The organism is Pseudomonas sp. W2Jun17 (assembly GCF_023127795.1).
In the GTDB taxonomy this organism is placed as follows: domain Bacteria; phylum Pseudomonadota; class Gammaproteobacteria; order Pseudomonadales; family Pseudomonadaceae; genus Aquipseudomonas; species Aquipseudomonas synxantha_A.
The window spans coordinates 181,274-198,099 of sequence record NZ_SPKO01000009.1 but is presented as its reverse complement, the minus strand read 5'-3'; the positions used below and the strand labels follow the sequence as shown (position 1 = coordinate 198,099).

At 61.7% G+C, this 16,826-nt stretch carries 17 protein-coding genes and 1 riboswitch; of the genes, 3 read left to right on the top strand and 14 right to left on the bottom strand.

The window, feature by feature from the left end:
• Window position 1: 1 nt before the first annotated feature.
• The 9 genes from cobC to cobO form a co-directional block, all read right to left on the bottom strand.
• Window positions 2–577 carry an alpha-ribazole phosphatase family protein gene (cobC, locus tag E4O98_RS08330; RefSeq protein WP_032880038.1) on the bottom strand — a complete coding sequence of 192 codons (576 nt, stop codon included), beginning with the start codon at window positions 575–577 and terminating at the stop codon, window positions 2–4.
• Window positions 574–1,629 carry a nicotinate-nucleotide--dimethylbenzimidazole phosphoribosyltransferase gene (gene cobT / locus E4O98_RS08325; protein ID WP_032880037.1) on the bottom strand — a complete coding sequence of 352 codons (1,056 nt, stop codon included), beginning with the start codon at window positions 1,627–1,629 and terminating at the stop codon, window positions 574–576. Before cobT ends, cobC begins: the two co-directional genes overlap by 4 nt.
• Window positions 1,626–2,147: a bifunctional adenosylcobinamide kinase/adenosylcobinamide-phosphate guanylyltransferase gene (cobU, locus tag E4O98_RS08320; RefSeq protein WP_032880036.1), complete on the bottom strand. Its 522-nt coding sequence runs from the start codon at window positions 2,145–2,147 to the stop codon at window positions 1,626–1,628. Before cobU ends, cobT begins: the two co-directional genes overlap by 4 nt.
• A 161-nt stretch (window positions 2,148–2,308) precedes the next feature.
• Window positions 2,309–3,760 carry a cobyric acid synthase gene (locus E4O98_RS08315; RefSeq protein ID WP_216091915.1) on the bottom strand — a complete coding sequence of 484 codons (1,452 nt, stop codon included), beginning with the start codon at window positions 3,758–3,760 and terminating at the stop codon, window positions 2,309–2,311.
• On the bottom strand, window positions 3,757–4,746 hold the full coding sequence (gene cobD / locus E4O98_RS08310) for a threonine-phosphate decarboxylase CobD (RefSeq protein ID WP_248134685.1): 990 nt from the start codon (window positions 4,744–4,746) through the stop codon (window positions 3,757–3,759). Before cobD ends, E4O98_RS08315 begins: the two co-directional genes overlap by 4 nt.
• A complete protein-coding gene (gene cbiB, locus E4O98_RS08305; RefSeq protein ID WP_032880032.1) occupies window positions 4,739–5,647 on the bottom strand; it encodes an adenosylcobinamide-phosphate synthase CbiB in 909 nt (302 codons plus the stop codon). The genes cobD and cbiB overlap by 8 nt, the downstream gene beginning before the upstream one ends.
• A complete protein-coding gene (gene bluB / locus E4O98_RS08300; protein WP_078821987.1) occupies window positions 5,644–6,294 on the bottom strand; it encodes a 5,6-dimethylbenzimidazole synthase in 651 nt (216 codons plus the stop codon). The genes cbiB and bluB overlap by 4 nt, the downstream gene beginning before the upstream one ends.
• A complete protein-coding gene (locus tag E4O98_RS08295; RefSeq protein ID WP_248134683.1) occupies window positions 6,291–7,682 on the bottom strand; it encodes a cobyrinate a,c-diamide synthase in 1,392 nt (463 codons plus the stop codon). Before E4O98_RS08295 ends, bluB begins: the two co-directional genes overlap by 4 nt.
• Complete coding sequence (gene cobO, locus E4O98_RS08290) at window positions 7,679–8,290, bottom strand: cob(I)yrinic acid a,c-diamide adenosyltransferase (protein WP_005790169.1); 612 nt, start codon at window positions 8,288–8,290, stop codon at window positions 7,679–7,681. The genes E4O98_RS08295 and cobO overlap by 4 nt, the downstream gene beginning before the upstream one ends.
• 78 nt (window positions 8,291–8,368) lie before the next feature.
• A riboswitch (cobalamin riboswitch) is annotated at window positions 8,369–8,615 on the bottom strand.
• Between the two features lie 99 nt (window positions 8,616–8,714).
• On the opposite strand from cobO, the gene E4O98_RS08285 reads away from it, so the two are divergent.
• Window positions 8,715–10,028 (top strand): sorbosone dehydrogenase family protein, encoded by a 1,314-nt coding sequence (locus E4O98_RS08285; RefSeq protein WP_216091917.1) that lies wholly within the window; start codon window positions 8,715–8,717, stop codon window positions 10,026–10,028.
• Window positions 10,029–10,159: 131 nt separating this feature from the next.
• Here E4O98_RS08285 and E4O98_RS08280 read toward each other — a convergent pair whose 3' ends face one another.
• The 5 genes from E4O98_RS08280 to E4O98_RS08260 all read right to left on the bottom strand — a co-directional run bounded on the left by E4O98_RS08280 (window position 10,160) and on the right by E4O98_RS08260 (window position 14,761).
• On the bottom strand, window positions 10,160–10,699 hold the full coding sequence (locus E4O98_RS08280) for a C40 family peptidase (RefSeq protein WP_005790173.1): 540 nt from the start codon (window positions 10,697–10,699) through the stop codon (window positions 10,160–10,162).
• Between the two features lie 144 nt (window positions 10,700–10,843).
• The gene (locus E4O98_RS08275) at window positions 10,844–11,473 is read right to left on the bottom strand and encodes an NlpC/P60 family protein (protein WP_005790175.1); all 630 of its coding nucleotides are present in this window, start codon (window positions 11,471–11,473) and stop codon (window positions 10,844–10,846) included.
• 209 nt (window positions 11,474–11,682) lie between these two features.
• Window positions 11,683–12,387 (bottom strand): DnaA regulatory inactivator Hda, encoded by a 705-nt coding sequence (gene hda / locus E4O98_RS08270; RefSeq protein ID WP_027603798.1) that lies wholly within the window; start codon window positions 12,385–12,387, stop codon window positions 11,683–11,685.
• Between the two features lie 204 nt (window positions 12,388–12,591).
• Window positions 12,592–13,665 carry an AI-2E family transporter gene (locus E4O98_RS08265; RefSeq protein WP_005790179.1) on the bottom strand — a complete coding sequence of 358 codons (1,074 nt, stop codon included), beginning with the start codon at window positions 13,663–13,665 and terminating at the stop codon, window positions 12,592–12,594.
• A gap of 55 nt (window positions 13,666–13,720) precedes the next feature.
• Window positions 13,721–14,761 carry a DUF2066 domain-containing protein gene (locus tag E4O98_RS08260; RefSeq protein ID WP_248134681.1) on the bottom strand — a complete coding sequence of 347 codons (1,041 nt, stop codon included), beginning with the start codon at window positions 14,759–14,761 and terminating at the stop codon, window positions 13,721–13,723.
• 355 nt (window positions 14,762–15,116) lie between these two features.
• Between E4O98_RS08260 and purM the strand changes: the two genes are divergently transcribed.
• Together purM and purN are read left to right on the top strand one after the other, a co-directional pair.
• Window positions 15,117–16,175 (top strand): phosphoribosylformylglycinamidine cyclo-ligase, encoded by a 1,059-nt coding sequence (purM, locus tag E4O98_RS08255; protein ID WP_005790182.1) that lies wholly within the window; start codon window positions 15,117–15,119, stop codon window positions 16,173–16,175.
• Window positions 16,175–16,825 (top strand): phosphoribosylglycinamide formyltransferase, encoded by a 651-nt coding sequence (gene purN / locus E4O98_RS08250; RefSeq protein WP_032880020.1) that lies wholly within the window; start codon window positions 16,175–16,177, stop codon window positions 16,823–16,825. The genes purM and purN overlap by 1 nt, the downstream gene beginning before the upstream one ends.
• Window position 16,826 lies beyond the last annotated feature (1 nt).

The following is a 16,826-nucleotide window of genomic DNA, read 5'->3' as shown; positions in this document are numbered from 1 at the left end:
GTCACGATCCTTCTTTCAGTACGCCGTCGGCACCGACCTGCAGGCTGAAAAGCGCGCCGTGGCCGACCTCGACGTTCAGCAGTTGCTCGCGCGGCATCCCACGCGCCCGGGCCAGCAGCAGGCGCATCACGCCGCCATGGCTGACCAACAACACGCGCTGGCCGGCGTAAGCCTGATGCAGGCGTGACACCGCGCCGAGCACCCGCTCGGAAAATGCACTGACAGGCTCGCCTTGGGGCGGCGTGAACGCGTAGGGATCGGCCCAGAACAAACCCAGCCCTTCGGCATCGGTCTCCATCAGCGCCGCGGCGCTCTGGCCTTCCCAGGCACCGAAGTGGAGTTCTTGCAAAGCCGGCTCAAGGCTGACCGGCAGGCCGAGCTGTGCTCCCAGCTCCTGGGCAAACAAGGCGCAGCGTTGCAACGGTGAGCCGATCAACCGATCCCATGGCCCCTGCCCCACCACCGAGGCTCGCATCTGCGCCCAGCCCTTGGCGGTCAAGGCATCGTCCAGGCTGCCGCGCAGGCCGCCGCCCAGCTCGGTTTCGCCGTGGCGCAGCAGGTCCAGGTGCAAGGTCATGCGGGGCGATCTGCCACGGCCGCTTCGGCGAAGGTTGCCATCTGCCCGTGCAACGCACAGGCCAAACGCAACAACGGCACCGCCAGCGCCGCGCCGCTGCCTTCGCCCAGGCGCAAGCCCAGTTCCAGTAGCGGTTCGGCATCCAGGCTGTGCAACACATGGCGATGGCCCGGCTCGGCACCGCGATGCCCGAACACCAGCCATTCGCGGCACGCCGGGTTCAAGCGCACCGCCACCAGCGCGGCAACGCTGCAGATAAACCCATCCACCAGCACCACGATACCTGCCTGCGCACAGGCCAGGTAAGCGCCAACCAACGCGGCAATTTCAAAACCGCCGAGATTGAACAGCGTTTGCAACGCATCACCCCGTTGCCCGGCATGCAGCGCCAAAGCGCGCTCGATGACCGCGACCTTGTGGCTGACGCCCGCAGCATTCAAACCTGTACCCGGGCCAGTCAGGTCGCTCACCTGGCAATCCAGCAATGCACAGGCCAACGCGCTGGCCGCGGTGGTATTGCCGATACCCATCTCGCCGCCGATAAACACCTGCGCACCGCGTTCCAGAGCGCGGTGCGCGCTGTCTCGGCCGGCTTGCAATGCCAACAGCCCTTGAGCCTGGGTCATCGCCGGGCCATCGACGAAGTTGGCCGTGCCAGCGCCGATATTCACATGACGCACGCCGGGCAAATTCAGCGAGGGCGTCACCGTGCCAAGATCAATCACTTCCAGCTGCGCATCCAGTTGCCGCGCCAACACGCTGATCGCCGCACCACCGGTGACGAAGTTATGCAACATCTGCCCGGTCACTTCCTGAGGAAATGCCGACACGCCTTCGGCGACCACACCGTGATCACCGGCAAAAATCGCGATCCACAGTTGCTCCACCGACGGCTTGACCTGGCCCTGCAAACCCGCCAGCTGCACCGCCAGCGCTTCCAGCTGGCCGAGGGAACCGGCGGGCTTGGTCAATTGTTGCTGACGCGCCAGCGCCTGTTCATGGGCCGCAGTATCAATGGCCTTGCAGGGGTTGAGCCACCAGGAGTCCGTCATAACGCAGTACCTTTCAAAGTCAGGGGCAGGCCGGCAACCGTCAACACCACACGCTGACACCGCTCGGCCAAGGCTTGATGCAGCCAACCGGCTTCATCCACATAGCGGCGAGTCAATTCGCCCAGCGGCACGACACCCAGACCGGTCTCGTTGCTGACAAAAATGATTTCACCCGGCAGCGAGGCCAGGGTTTGCAGCAGTTGATCGCGCTCGAACACCAGACGATCGCTATCGTCGAGCATCAGCAGATTGGTCAGCCATAACGTCAGGCAGTCCACCAACAGGCAGCGGTCGGTAGCGGCGTTTTCACGCAGCACATGCGCCAGCTCGATGGGTTCTTCAATCAGCCCCCAATGATCCGGGCGACGTTCGCGATGCAGCGCCACCCGCTGATTCATTTCACCATCCAGCGGTTGGCTGGTGGCGATATAAGTGACCGGCAAAGCGCTGTCGCAGGCGAGCTTTTCAGCCAGGCGACTCTTGCCCGAACGGGCACCGCCGAGGATTAATTGATACATGAGCAAATACCTTTTCCAGCCAGCCGAAAAAATTGCGATTGATACCATCCATTGTGGGAGGGGGCTTGCTCCCGATTAAGGTGTATCAGTCGATACCTCAGTGACTGTAAAGCACTTATCGGGAGCAAGCCCCCTCCCACATTTGCGTCCTATACATGCCGTCAAATCCCGCACAATCGACGCAATAAATCCGTATCCAGGTGGTTCTCCACCAAGTCCGCCAACCGTTCGATATCACGCTCGCGCAACCCGTGATAATCCACCTCTTGCACCTCCTGCAATCCGGCCCACCGCAGCAAGGCACTGCACGCCGCCGGTGTTTCGAACAGCCCGTGCAGGTAGGTGCCGAGAATCTGCCCATCAGCACTCAGCGCGCCATCGCTGCGACCATCCTCCAGCAGCACCGCAGCGCTGAGCAGGGCATCGCCTGATGTCACACCCGCGTGAATCTCATACCCACTCACTTCAGCATCTTCGAGCACCAAGCGTCCGCGCACATTGCGCAGTTGCTTCTGCTCCTCCAGCGTTGTGGTAAACGCCAGCAGCCCGAGGCCGGCACTGGACCCGGCCACACCCTCCAGCCCAAGCGGGTCATGCACCTGCTCACCCAGCATCTGCAAACCGCCGCAAATCCCCAGCACCTTGCCGCCATAACGCAGATGCCGCGCCACGGCCGCATCCCAGCCATTGGCGCGCAAGAAGGCCAGATCGCTGCGTACGCTTTTGGAGCCAGGCAGGATGACCAGGTCAGCCGCAGGCATCGCCTGGCCCGGCCCGACAAACTGCAAATCCACCTGAGGATGCAGGCGCAGCGGGTCAAAGTCAGTGTGATTGCTGATACGCGGCAACACCGGCACCACCACCTTGAGCACGTGGGCGGCCTTGTCGATCTGGCGCTGGTCGATGCCGTCTTCCGCCTCCAGGTGCAGGTCCATCACGTAGGGCAACACGCCGACAACCGGCTTGCCGGTGCGCGCCTCCAGCCAATCCAGGCCAGGCTGCAACAGCGCGATATCACCGCGAAAACGGTTGATGATGAAGCCCTTGACCCGTGCCTGCTCGCTGGGCGACAGCAATTCCAGGGTACCGACCAGATGGGCAAACACGCCGCCGCGATTGATATCGGCGATCAACAGCACCGGGCAATCCACCGCTTCGGCGAAACCCATGTTGGCGATGTCATTGGCGCGCAGGTTGATCTCGGCCGGGGAGCCCGCGCCTTCGACCATCACCACCGGGTAGGCTTGGCTCAAACGTGCGTGGGAAGCCAGCACCGCCTGCATCGCAATGGCTTTGTAGTCGTGATAGGCCACGGCGTTCATGCTGGTCACGGCGCGACCGTGGATGATCACTTGCGAGCCGGTGTCGCTGTTGGGCTTGAGCAGCACCGGGTTCATATCGGTGTGGGGTGCCAGGTTGGCGGCCTGGGCCTGCACTGCCTGGGCGCGGCCGATCTCGCCGCCTTCGGCCGTCACCGCGCTGTTGAGCGCCATGTTCTGCGGCTTGAACGGCACCACCGCGACACCCTGGCGCACCAGCCAACGGCATAGCGCGGTCACCAGGGTACTCTTGCCGGCGTCGGAGGTTGTGCCCTGCACCATCAGTGTACTCATGTGGCTTCCTTGTATGCGGCCAAAGCCTCGCCCAGCCGCAACCAGTCGGCTTCGGTGTCGGGCAAGCCGAAACGTACGCTGCTGTCGTGCACAAACAGGCGCAGCAGGATGCCGCGCTGGGCCATGAATTCGTGCAGGCGCTCGGCATGAGGCGTGATCAACCACTGGAACAATGCGCAGCCGCCGTGAGGTTGAAAGCCTCTGCGCTCAAGCAGTTCGAACAAGCGCTGGCCCGCTTCGATGCATCGATTGCGCTGGCGGGTGTGCCCATCCGTATCGCGCAGGCACACTTGGCCCAATACCCGCGTCGGCCCGCTGACTGCCCAGGGCCCGACCTGTTCGGCCAGCAACTTGAGCAACTTGCGTTCGGCCAGCACAAAGCCCAGGCGCACACCGGCCAGGCCGAAAAACTTGCCGAACGAGCGCAGTACGATCAAACCGACCTGATCGGCATGGCTCGCCAGGCTTGAATCGGGGGTCACGTCCATGAACGCTTCGTCCACCACCAGCCAGCCCCCGCGCTGGACCAGCCGCGCGTGCCAGTCCAGCAAGCGTTGCGGGGGCAGGCTCAGGCCCGTGGGGTTGTTGGGGTTGACCACCACCAGCACATCGAGGCTGTCGAGAAAGAAGTCGACCTCCTGCTCCTGCACTTCACGCACCACATAACCGGCGCGGCGCCAGGCTTCGGCGTGCTCGGCATAGCAAGGCGAAAGCACGCCGACCTTGCCGGAGCGGCGCAGGCGCGGCAATAACTGGATCGCGGCCTGGGAGCCCGGCACCGGTAACAACTGGGCGGCGCCGTAATACTCGCAGGCGGCCCTCTCCAGGCCGTCATCGGTTTCCGGCAAGCGGGCCCAGGCACGCAGCGGGATCTCGGGAATCGGCCACGGCCAGGGCGCCAGGCCACTGGACAGATCAAGCCAATCCGCTTCGGCAATCCCGTATTCAATCGCGGCCTTTCGCAGCCGACCACCGTGTTCAAGCATAGATTTGCGCCCCTACGCACAAGACCAGCAGCCACAACCATACGCCGCGCTGCACCAAGTGCCAGCCACGATCAATGGAGTCGGCATCGGCCGGCGGGCCTTCGCCCAACTGCGGGCGCTGATGCACCTCGCCGTGATAAATCGCTGCGCCACCGAGTTCGACGCCCAACGCACCGGCACCGGCAGCCATCACCGGACCGGCGTTAGGGCTGTCCCACGTCGGGCCCTGGGTGCGCCAGCATTTGAGAGACAGGCGGGTTTTGCCCAATAGCGCGTAGGTCAAGGCCACCAGCCGCGCAGGAATGTAGTTGAGCACATCGTCGATCTTTGCAGCCGCCCAGCCAAAACGCTCAAAGCGCTCGTTGCGATAGCCCCACATGGCGTCGAGGGTGTTGCTCAGGCGATAAAGCACCACGCCTGGCACGCCCGCCACCACAAACCAGAACAATGCGGCGAATACCGCATCGCTGCCGTTCTCCAGCACCGACTCGGTTGCGGCGCGCGCAACTTCGGTGCGGTCCAGTTCGCTGGTCTGGCGACTGACGAGGTAACTCACGCGTTTGCGTGCCTCATCCAGATCATCGCTGCGCAGGGCCTGGGCCACCGGCGTCACATGCTCGCCCAGGCTGCGCATGCCCAAGGCGCAGTACAACGCCAGGATTTCCAGGAGCCAGCCGATATAAGGCGCCCACGATAACGCGGTGGCCAGCAAGGTCAGAGGCACCACTGCGATAAACCACGCGGTCACGCCATGGCTGCGCCAGCCACGCCCACCGCTATTGAAACGCTGCTCGATGCGCCCGGCGAAGTTGCCGAACGCCACCAGCGGATGCCAGCGCCTGGGTTCACCCAGCAGCGCATCCAGCGCCACCGCAGCGACACACAGCAAGGCCACACTCATTGACTCACTCCCCACTTGTTTTCATACAGCATGTCACTCAGCGGCCGCGGCTCGGTCCAGCCTTCGAGCTGCAACATCGGTGCCGGGTAGAACTCAGCCACCGGCCCCAGGCACAGTACGGCCAGGGGTTTCGCGCCGGCTGGCAAGCCCAGCAGTTCGGCCAACGCCAGGGGTTCGAACAGCGACACCCAGCCCATGCCCAGGCCTTCCACGCGCGCCGCCAGCCACAGGTTCTGGATTGCGCAAGATAGAGACGCCATGTCCATTTCCGGCAAGGTGCGGCGCCCGAAGATGTGGCGCTCGCGATCATCCATCAGTGCAGCCACCAGCACCTCGGCGCAGTCGCTGATGCCTTCGACCTTGAGCTTCATGAAGTCATCGGAGCGCTCGCCCAGGGCCTGCGCGGTGCGCGCGCGCTCTTCTTCCACCAACTGTTGAATCTGCCTGCGCAATGAGCGGTCGCTGATGCGGATAAAACGCCACGGTTGCATCAGGCCTACACTGGGTGCCTGGTGCGCGGCCTGGAGCAGGCGGTGCAACAGTTCCGGGGTGACGCTGCCGCCGGTGAAGTGGCGCATGTCGCGGCGTTCGGCGATGGCGCGGTATACGGCCTGGCGGTCGGCCTCGGGGAAGGCGTTGTCAGTCATGGCCTCATCGGGGGCAAGCCCCCTCCCACATTGGATTGGGTTTCAACTCGGTCAACTGTGGGAGCTGGCTTGCCTGCGATAGCGGTTTCAAGGTCTGGCGCGAACAACGCGGCCACCGCGCCAGGATTCGACGGAAAATAAAAGTGCACGTAGGAAGCGGTCAGCCGCCCTTGTCGGTAAACCGCTTCAGCCCCGCGCCCGCCGTTAGGGCTCAGGCCACGGGAGATCGGCGCCAATGCGGTGCTGGTCAAGGAGTGGTGATAGGTGTGCCCGCGCAACGTACCTTCCGGCAATTCGACACTTTGCAGGGCCAGTGCCGCGAGTTTCTTTTGCATCACCGCATCGCCTGGCAGCACGCCAACCAGTTCGGCTCGGGCGCCCTCTACATCCGTCAGCGAATCGAGCAGATAGAGCATGCCGCCACATTCGGCGAGCAGTGGCTTGCCGGCGGCGTGATGAGCACGGATGGCCTCCAGCATCGAGGTGTTTGCCGACAGCGCCTGGTGGTGCAGTTCCGGATACCCGCCTGGCAGGTAAAGGCTGTCTGCCTGCGGCAGTTGGCGATCATGGATAGGTGAGAAAAACTCAAGCTCGGCACCCATGGCCCGCAGCAAATCCAGGCTGGCGCCATAGGTAAAGGCAAAGGCTTCGTCACGGGCGACGGCGATACGCACACCGGCAAGTAACGGTTCGGCCTTGATCACTTCGGGCGCGGCAAAGGTCACGGGCGGCGGCAGGGCCACTTCGCAGCTACTGTCCAATGCCTGGGCGGCAGCATCCAGGCGTACATCGAGGTCATTGAGTTCGCTGGCTTGTACCAGGCCCAGGTGGCGGCTCGGCAGTTCGATACCGGTCTCGCGGGATAACGCGCCGTACCAACGCAAGCCCTCCGTGAGGCTGCCTTCGAGCAACTGGGCATGGCGCAGGGTGCCGACACGGTTGGCCAGCACGCCGGCGAACGGCAGGTCGGGCTGATAGCGCGCCAGGCCCAGGGCTAGGGCACCAAAGGTCTGGGCCATGGCAGTCCCGTCGATCACCCCCAGCACTGGCACGCCGAAGTGCCGCGCCAAGTCGGCGCTGGAGGGGGTGCCGTCGAACAGCCCCATCACGCCTTCGATCAGGATCAGGTCGGCCTCCCCCGCCGCCTCCCACAGCAAACGACGACTTTCCTGCTCGCCCACCATCCACATGTCCAATTGATACACCGGCGCACCGCTGGCGCGCTCGTGGATCATCGGGTCGAGAAAGTCCGGCCCGCATTTGAACACGCGCACCTTGCGCCCCAGGTTGCGATGCAAACGGGCCAGCGCAGCGGTGACCGTGGTTTTGCCTTGGCCGGACGCCGGAGCGGCGATCAAGACGGCTGGGCATTGGCGGGGCTGATTCAAAGTTCAACGCCCTTCTGTGCCTTGATACCGGCCTGGAACGCGTGCTTGAGCATGCCCATTTCGGTGACGGTGTCGCCCATTTCGATCAATTCAGGCTTGGCACCACGGCCAGTGACCACCACATGCTGCATCGGCGGGCGGGCTTGCAGGTCGCTTAGTACCTGGTCCAGGTCGAGGTAGCCGTGCTTGAGAGCGATGTTCAGTTCATCCAGCACCACCAGGCCAATGGAAGGGTCATTGAGCATTGCCCGCGACACCGCCCAAGCTGCTTCGGCGGCGGCGATATCGCGTTGACGATCCTGGGTTTCCCAGGTGAAGCCTTCGCCCATGACGTGGAAGCGAACTTGCTCGGGGAAGCGCCGGAAGAACAGCTCTTCGCCTGTGCTGTTGCGGCCCTTGATGAACTGCACCACACCGCACTGCATGCCGTGGCCCATGGCGCGGGCCAACATGCCGAAGGCCGAACTGCTCTTGCCTTTGCCGTTGCCGGTCAATACCAGCAACAAGCCGCACTCATTCGGCGAATTGGCGATGCGCTCGTCGATCACGGCTTTTTTGCGCAACATGCGCGCCAGGTGGCGTTCGTCGCGGTCGGGGGAATCGGTCATGGCAGCTCTCCGTTGGGGCTGGACAAAAACGGCGGGCAGGAAAAAGAAAAAACAGACAGCCAAGCATCGCCCACCGTGATGCTGTTGAATGTTCAAGGCCGGTCTCCGGACTCATGAGTGGCGCGTCTTGTCGAAGCAGCCGAGGGCGCGCCTTCCCATATCGCGGGCGATACAGTGGCAAACAGCACCGTCTTGACTCATTTACCGTTGCGGGGGCAGCGCCGGAATCGCGGCAGCACTGTGTACAAGTGCGCTCGCTCACCGGCTTCCCTGTTTCACCCTGTCGACGCGCACGCCACAGAGCACCTGGAACAAGCCGCGAAGGTTAGTGGGTTGGGGGTGGAGCGTCAATTAAAGCTGGCCTTGTACTTGAACCATCCGTACAGCGTGCTTCTCTACCCTTACAGGTATCAAGGAGAAAACCATGCCTAAAACCCGACTGGCCTTACTGATCATGCTCACCGGCAGCCTCGCCGCCTGCGGCGAAAGCTCTACCTTGCAAGTCTCCGATGGCACCGGGCCCTCGCCCAAACTGCCGGAGCCGAACAAGACGCTGATTCCCACCGTCAACATCGCCCCGGCGATCGGTTGGCCTGAAGGCGCCAAGCCAACGGCTGCCGCCGGCACCCAAGTGGCCGCATTCGCCGAGGGCCTGGAGCATCCACGCTGGCTCTACGTACTGCCCAACGGCGACGTGTTGGTGGCCGAGACCAATGCGCCACCCAAGCCAGACGACACCAAAGGCGTGCGGGGTTGGGTGATGGAAAAAGTCATGGGCCGCGCCGGTGCCGGTGTGCCGAGCCCGAACCGCATTACGTTGTTGCGCGATGCCGATCATGACGGCGTGGCCGAAACGCGTACGGTATTTCTGCAAAATCTGAATTCGCCGTTTGGCATGACACTGGTGGGCAACGACCTGTACGTGGCGGACTCGGACAAGTTACTGCGTTTTCCTTATCAGCCAGGTGAAACCGCAATCACATCCCCAGGCACAACAGTCGTGGAGTTGCCAGGTGGCCCCTTGAACCACCACTGGACGAAAAACGTGGTGGCCAGCAAGGATGGCAGCAAGTTGTATGTGAGCGTCGGCTCCAACAGCAACGTTGGCGAAAACGGCCTGGACGTCGAGCAAGGCCGAGCTGCAATCTGGGAAGTCGATCGCGCCACCGGCCAACACCGCATTTTTGCCTCCGGTCTGCGTAACCCCAATGGCATGGCCTGGGAACCACAGAGCGGCAAGCTGTGGACGGCGGTCAATGAGCGCGATGAAATCGGCAGCGACCTGGTGCCGGACTACATCACCTCGGTCAAGGATGGCGGCTTCTATGGCTGGCCCTTCAGCTATTACGGCCAGCATGTGGATGTTCGCGTCACGCCGCAAAACCTGGACTTGGTTGCCAAAGCCATCGCGCCAGACTACGCGGTAGGCCCGCACACCGCTTCACTGGGGCTGACCTTCGCCGAGGGCAGCAAGTTGCCTACGCAATTCAGCAACGGCGCGTTTATCGGCCAGCATGGTTCGTGGAATCGCAAGCCGCATAGTGGCTACAAGGTGATTTTTGTGCCGTTTGAAGAGGGCCAGCCGAAAGGACAGCCGGTGGATGTGCTGACGGGGTTTCTCAACAGCGACGAGAAAGCCATGGGCCGGCCGGTGGGCGTGGTGATTGATCAGCAGGGTGATTTGCTGGTGGCTGATGATGTGGGCAATAAGGTGTGGCGGGTTTCTGCAGCCAAGTAACCCATCTCAAGAGCATTGCAAATAATGTGGGAGGGGGCTTGCCCCCGATTGAGGTCTGTCAGCTGAGTACGTGCCGACTGTTACACCACTATCGGGGGCAAGCCCCCTCCCACACTGGATCTATGTACGACTCAAGGGTTGCGTGCCAGATTCCCCGGTAAAACCCGCTTGGCACTCAGGTAGGCATTCTGCCAATACGCTTTGGATAGCGTGTCGAGCTTAACCGTACCGCCGGTTTGCGGCGCATGCACAAAGCGCCCTTCCCCGACATAGATTCCCGCATGGCTGACCCGTGAACCACCGCCTGTGGCGAAGAACAGCAAGTCACCGGTTTGCAGGTTCTGCTCGCTGACGTCCTGGCCACGCATCACGATCAGTTCGCGGGTGGTGCGCGGCAGGGAAATGCCGGCGGCGTCGCGGAACACAAAGCCGATCAGGCCACTGCAATCAAACCCCGAATCCGGTGTGTTGCCGCCCCAGCGATAAGGCGTGCCGACCAGGCCCAGCGCACGGAAGAGCACGTCTTCGGCAGCAGGCGAAAAATTCTGGGTGGCGTAGTTGAATACCGGCTTGGGCTTGACCGCTACAGGCGCGGGCGGCGGTGGACGGCTGGCGCAGGCGCTGAGCAGCGCGGCGCAAACAATGAGCATCAGGCGGGCCGAGGTCGACATGTGCAGAACAATCCTGGTCTGGATGCGGCTTTCGCTGCCGAACGTTGAAAACCAGAACGCGCAAGCAAAGCTCGCGCGAACGGATAACAACAATGTCCAGGGATTCTAGCGCTTACACGTCAAACTTCAAGTATCACTTTAACTTTACTTACTAGCGGTAACCGTAGTCGGGGCCATGGCGAGTGCGCGCTTGGCTTCGATGAAGGTTTTGCTCCAGTAGCTGTCGCCCAGGTTATCGACCCGAACACCACCGCTGCGGCGGCTGCTGGAGTGGATAAACTGGTTATCGCCCAGGTAGATACCGGCGTGGCTGACACGACCACGACCACTGGTACTAAAGAAAAGCAGATCGCCCGGCTTGAGGTTGTTGCGTGCGACCAACGGTGCATCCACGTTGATCATTTCGCGGGTGGAGCGAGGCAGGTTCATGCCAGCTTCTTCACGAAACAGATAACCGATGAAACCGCTGCAATCGAAACCGGCTTCAGAGGTGCCGCCAAAACGGTAACGAGTACCGATCAGGGACTTGCCGCGTTCAAGAATGCTGTCGGCCAGAAGGGGCAGCTGGTAAGGCTTGCTGTCTGAAAACTCGGCGAGTTCTTTTTCGGTTGCCATCTCTTCTTCATAAACAGAAGCAGACTGTGCAGCAACGAACTTGGCCTGATTTTGAACCTGTGGTTTGGGCTGTTCTGCCACCTGTTGAGGGTGGGAGGCGCAACCAAACAATAGGGTAACGAGTGCGAGAGGCACGAGGGGTGCGAAGCGATTTAGCATGGGCACGACCGTGGCTGATGTGTAAAGAAGCCGAGACTATGCCCTCTATCACATCGATTTGCAAATTCAATCGTGATCTATGTGACTTATTGTTTGGACTATGCCATCTAAGCCGTAATTCCATTTATCACTGCACTTGCGTGGCCCGCTGGGCTCAAACGCAGGTTTTCTGGCGCCCGTAAAATGCCGATTAGTGGCAAATCAACGCCTTACCAACCCAGCGTTTCTTTCAGAAAAGGAATCGTCAATTTTCTTTGCGCCTGCAACGAAGCCTGGTCAAGCTGCTCAAGCAAATCGAACAGCGCGCTCATGCTGCGGGTGCCACGAGTCAGGATAAAGTGCCCGACTTCGTCGGTCAGGTGCAGGCCACGTCGGGAAGCACGCAGCTGCAGGGCACGCAACTTGTCCTCATCGGACAACGGGCGCATCTGGAAGATCAGCGCCAGGGTCAGGCGCGACTTGAGGTCGGCCAGCTTCACCGGCAGCTCACGAGGCGATGTGGAAGCGGCGATCAGCAAACGACGACCGCTGTCGCGCAGGCGGTTGAACAGGTGAAACAGCGCTTCTTCCCAATCCGCCTTGCCGGCCACCGCCTGCAAGTCGTCCAGGCACACCAGTTCGTATTGCTCAAGGTTGTCGAAGATGCCGATGCCGCGGTCCATCAACTCGGCCAGGGGCAAATACACTGCCGGCTCGCCCATCTGTTCGAAACGCAGGCACGCGGCCTGCAACAGGTGGGTACGCCCCACGCCATGCTTGCCCCACAGATAGATCAGGCTTTCAGTCCACCCGGCGTCGGCTTCGCAAAGCCGCTCCACATAGCCGAGTGCAGCGGCATTGGCGCCTGGGTAGTAATTGATAAAGGTAGCGTCATCACGCAGACGCACACCTAGGGGCAGCTGAATCGGTTTCATGCTGACTGAACGGCTCCCATCGAACCGTTAGTGGCCTCTGTGTAAAGTTTGCAAAGTTTATACCCGTGACGCCGGGTGCACAATGCAGCAGACCACAAGCAAAATCAAAGGTTTGCGTTAACTTGGCGGTTTCACGCGGATTGTTTGACGCACCCTGCACCACAAACAACAAACCCGGCCTTGGCCGGGTTTGTGACATTGCGATTACAACTCGGGCTCATCAACGCCCGTATACACGTCCGAATCCTTGTACAAGTCGTGAACATGACGCACCAGCACCATGATCACCGCCGCCACCGGCAGCGCCAGCAGAATGCCGGTAAACCCGAACAACTCGCCACCCGCCAGGATCGCAAAGATCACCGCCACCGGGTGCAGGCCAATCCGATCGCCTACCAGCAACGGCGTCAGCACCATGCCTTCCAATGCCTGGCCGACCATGAACACCGCGACAATCCCCAGCATTGGGTAGAGGTCGCCGCCAAACTGGAACAGACCGGCCACCAGCGCCGCACCGATACCAATCACAAAGCCCATATACGGCACGATGGCTGCCAGGCCTGCGATCAAGCCGATCAACAGCCCCAGCTCCAGGCCGATGGCCATCAAGCCAGCTGCGTAGATCACCCCCAGCGCCAGCATCACCAGCAACTGACCGCGAACGAATGCCCCCAGTACTTCATGGCATTCTGCAGCAAGGGAGACGATGCGTTCTTCACGGTCACGGGGCAGCAGGCTGCGGATCTTGGCCATCATGATGTCCCAATCACGCAGCAGGTAAAACGCCACCACCGGGATCAGCACCAGGTTGGTCAACCAGCCGATCAGCGCCAGGCTCGAAGCGGTTGCCTGGCTGAGCACCACCGTGACGATATCGGTGGTCTTGTCCATATGCTCGCTGATGGCCGCCTTGACCTTGTCGAACTTCCAGAACCCATCCGCCAACCCGAACTTGGACTGGGCCCACGGCATTGCCGTGTGCTGCAACCAGTCGAGCATCTGCGGCGCCAGCTCGTAGAGGCGAAACAGCTGCTTGGCCAGCATCGGCACCAGTATCAACACCAGCGCCGTGATAATCAGCGTGAACAGTGCGAACACCGTGACCACGCCCAAAGTACGCGACATACCGGCTTTTTCCAGGCGATCCACCACGGGATCGAACAGATAGGCGAGCAACAGCGCCACCAGAAACGGCGTCAGAATCGAATGCAGCAAGAACACAAAACCGCACAGCAGGACTATCCCGCCAAGCCACACCCAACGACGCGTATCCGCCATAAACCACTCCATCTATTATCGACGCCCTTCTTCTATATAGAAGAAGGAGCACTATTTACCAACGAAACCGCAGTTGCGCCTGAGGCTCAGGTACAGCAGCCGGTTGCGTGCCATCGACCACAGGTTGCTGGGCCGGGGTTTCACCTGCGGGAATTTCCTGCAACTTGGCCAGGCTCAATTGGGTACGCAGCTGCTCGGCACTGCCGTTGACGCGATACACAATGCGATTGCCATCCACTAACTGCGGCTGACCGCCAAAGGGCTCCAGCAACCGGCCCAGGACGGCGTAGCGCTCCAGGTTCATGCCTTGCACTTCCAGCAGCTGCTCGCTGCTCACACCAGGCTTGACCGCAAAGCGCGGCGCCAGCTTTTGGCTGACCTCCAGCAATACAGCATCTGCCAGTGCGGCAGTATCAGCGCCTTGGACGGTGCCTTGCTCAGACTTATCGCCCAGCCACAGACGCCATTTGGCCTGCCACTGACTACCTTCCTGGCGCGCATGCACAGCCAGCAACGCATCGGCTCCGTAGCGCTCGGAGGCTGCACGCAAGGGCGCAGCGTCCGCGCTTTCCAGATTCGGTGCAGTGGCAACCACTTGCTCATCCAGGTCGCCCAGCGGCAGGCGCAACGGCAAGCCACGGTGTTGCGCGGCGCGGCGCAGTGTCTGGGCAACCGCCTGGCCATCGCCGACCAGGCTGCTGCCTTCGGTGGAATCGTTCAGCCACCAACCGAGAATCGACGGCCGATTACTGCCCCAGATCGACAGGCCGGCATCACGCAAGGCGCGGTCGGTGCTGACCGGGTCGAAGTCCACTTGCAGGCTCTCGGGCGGGCCCGCGTCGTAGCCATATTGGGTGATGATTTGTTGCGGGTCCTTGCGGATTGCCGCCAGGCCCGGGCCATCGGCGGCCTTGGCGTCGCCGGTGAGGCGAATCACCAGAGTCTGCACGGCGCGCTGGGTGGCCTGGTCACGCTCCTGGGGCGACTGGCTGCTGACCGGTTCGAGCACTTGATAGAGGCCATTGAGGGTTTCGGCATGACTCGCCAGGCTGACCAACGACAAACAGCCCACAAAGAAGAATTTACACAGACGCATGGAAGATTCCCGAACGACAAATTTAGCGGCTGGAACAGACCGCGTGAATCGGTTTAGCCAGGCTGTGACCACAGCACCCGGCAAAACATTCACAGGGCCTCGGTAAGTTTTTGTACTGTCATAACGATAGCGGGTTCAAGGCTATACCTTAATACGCCGCTTGGCAGAGCCGATCAGCATTTTTTAACCGGCTTTTTTAATCTATATGGCCCTGCCCGTCGGCCCGAGGATGGCCGCTGCCCTTCAAGCCTGATAAAATCGCGCGCCTTCGCAGACCGTCAACGGCAGCGGCCTTTTTAAAAAGCGCCCGCCCGCTCGGTCGTTACCCCTGAATCCCCCCCTAAAGGCCTGGATCATGAGCAAGCAACCCTCCCTGAGCTACAAGGACGCCGGTGTAGACATCGACGCCGGTGAAGCATTGGTCGAACGCATCAAGAGCGTCGCCAAGCGCACTGCGCGCCCTGAAGTCATGGGCGGCCTGGGCGGTTTTGGCGCCCTCTGCGAAATCCCGGCCGGCTACAAGCAGCCTGTACTGGTGTCCGGCACCGACGGAGTAGGCACCAAGCTGCGCCTGGCCCTGAACCTGAACAAGCACGACAGCATCGGCATCGACCTGGTTGCCATGTGCGTCAACGACCTGGTGGTGTGCGGCGCCGAGCCGTTGTTCTTCCTCGACTACTACGCCACCGGCAAGCTCAATGTCGAAACCGCAACCCAGGTGGTCACCGGCATCGGCGCCGGCTGCGAACTGTCGGGGTGCTCGCTGGTCGGCGGCGAAACCGCTGAAATGCCAGGCATGTACGAAGGCGAAGACTACGACCTGGCCGGTTTCTGCGTCGGCGTCGTGGAAAAAGCCGAGATCATCGACGGCTCCAAAGTGGCTGCCGGCGACGCCCTGCTCGCCCTGCCATCGTCCGGCCCGCACTCCAATGGTTACTCGCTGATCCGCAAGATCATCGAAGTGTCCGGCGCCGACATCGAGAACATCCAGCTCGACGGCAAGCCTCTGACCGACCTGCTGATGGCCCCGACCCGCATTTACGTCAAGCCACTGCTCAAGCTGATCAAGGACACCGGCGCCGTCAAGGCCATGGCCCACATCACCGGCGGCGGTCTGCTGGACAACATCCCGCGCGTCCTGCCAAAAGGCGCTCAGGCGATTGTCGACGTGGCCAGCTGGCAGCGCCCGGCAGTCTTCGATTGGCTGCAAGAGAAAGGCAACGTCAACGAAACCGAGATGCACCGCGTGCTGAACTGCGGCGTGGGCATGGTCATCTGCGTGGCGCAAGAGCACGTTGAAACCGCGCTGAACGTATTGCGTGAAGCCGGCGAGCAACCTTGGGTCATCGGCCAGATCGCCACTGCTCCAGAAGGCGCAGCCCAGGTTGAACTGAAGAACCTTAAGGCGCACTGATGCCTGCAACCTGTGATGTCGTGGTGCTGCTCTCCGGCACCGGCAGTAACTTGCAGGCCCTGATCGATAGCACGCGCAGCGGCGACAGCCCGGTGCGCATCGCTGCGGTGATTTCCAACCGCAGCGACGCCTACGGCCTGCAACGCGCCAGGGACGCGGGTATCGACACCCGCTCGCTGGATCACAAGGCGTTCGACGGCCGCGAGGCCTTCGACCGCGCCCTGGTCGAACTGATCGACGCCTTCAAACCCAAGCTCGTCGTGCTTGCCGGCTTCATGCGCATCCTCAGTGCTGATTTCGTGCGGCACTACGAAGGGCGCCTGCTCAATATCCACCCTTCCCTGCTGCCCAAGTACAAAGGCATGCACACCCATCAGCGCGCCCTCGACGCCGGCGACAGCGAGCATGGCTGCAGCGTGCACTTTGTCACCGAGGAACTCGATGGCGGGCCTCTGGTCGTACAGGCAGTGGTTCCGGTAGAGTCAGGCGACTCGGCGCAGACGCTTGCGCAACGGGTTCATACCCAGGAACACAGGATTTACCCGCTGGCTGTTCGCTGGTTTGCCGAGGGACGGTTGATTCTTGGTGACCAGGGTGCATTATTGGACGGTCAGTTACTCGCGGCCAGCGGCCACTTGATTCGAACCTAGG

Excerpts from the sequence above, each read along its gene's own strand:
- hda (WP_027603798.1), bottom strand. The coding sequence starts at position 12,387 with ATGAAACCGATTCAGCTGCCCCTAGGTGTGCGTCTGCGTGATGACGCT.
- E4O98_RS08275 (WP_005790175.1), bottom strand. The coding sequence starts at position 11,473 with ATGCTAAATCGCTTCGCACCCCTCGTGCCTCTCGCACTCGTTACCCTA.
- E4O98_RS08260 (WP_248134681.1), bottom strand. The coding sequence starts at position 14,761 with ATGCGTCTGTGTAAATTCTTCTTTGTGGGCTGTTTGTCGTTGGTCAGC.
- cobC (WP_032880038.1), bottom strand. The coding sequence starts at position 577 with ATGACCTTGCACCTGGACCTGCTGCGCCACGGCGAAACCGAGCTGGGC.
- cobO (WP_005790169.1), bottom strand. The coding sequence starts at position 8,290 with ATGACCGATTCCCCCGACCGCGACGAACGCCACCTGGCGCGCATGTTG.
- E4O98_RS08315 (WP_216091915.1), bottom strand. The coding sequence starts at position 3,760 with ATGAGTACACTGATGGTGCAGGGCACAACCTCCGACGCCGGCAAGAGT.
- purN (WP_032880020.1), top strand. The coding sequence starts at position 16,175 with ATGCCTGCAACCTGTGATGTCGTGGTGCTGCTCTCCGGCACCGGCAGT.
- E4O98_RS08280 (WP_005790173.1), bottom strand. The coding sequence starts at position 10,699 with ATGTCGACCTCGGCCCGCCTGATGCTCATTGTTTGCGCCGCGCTGCTC.
- bluB (WP_078821987.1), bottom strand. The coding sequence starts at position 6,294 with ATGACTGACAACGCCTTCCCCGAGGCCGACCGCCAGGCCGTATACCGC.
- cobU (WP_032880036.1), bottom strand. The coding sequence starts at position 2,147 with ATGTATCAATTAATCCTCGGCGGTGCCCGTTCGGGCAAGAGTCGCCTG.
- purM (WP_005790182.1), top strand. The coding sequence starts at position 15,117 with ATGAGCAAGCAACCCTCCCTGAGCTACAAGGACGCCGGTGTAGACATC.
- cbiB (WP_032880032.1), bottom strand. The coding sequence starts at position 5,647 with ATGAGTGTGGCCTTGCTGTGTGTCGCTGCGGTGGCGCTGGATGCGCTG.
- E4O98_RS08285 (WP_216091917.1), top strand. The coding sequence starts at position 8,715 with ATGCCTAAAACCCGACTGGCCTTACTGATCATGCTCACCGGCAGCCTC.
- cobD (WP_248134685.1), bottom strand. The coding sequence starts at position 4,746 with ATGCTTGAACACGGTGGTCGGCTGCGAAAGGCCGCGATTGAATACGGG.
- E4O98_RS08265 (WP_005790179.1), bottom strand. The coding sequence starts at position 13,665 with ATGGCGGATACGCGTCGTTGGGTGTGGCTTGGCGGGATAGTCCTGCTG.
- cobT (WP_032880037.1), bottom strand. The coding sequence starts at position 1,629 with ATGACGGACTCCTGGTGGCTCAACCCCTGCAAGGCCATTGATACTGCG.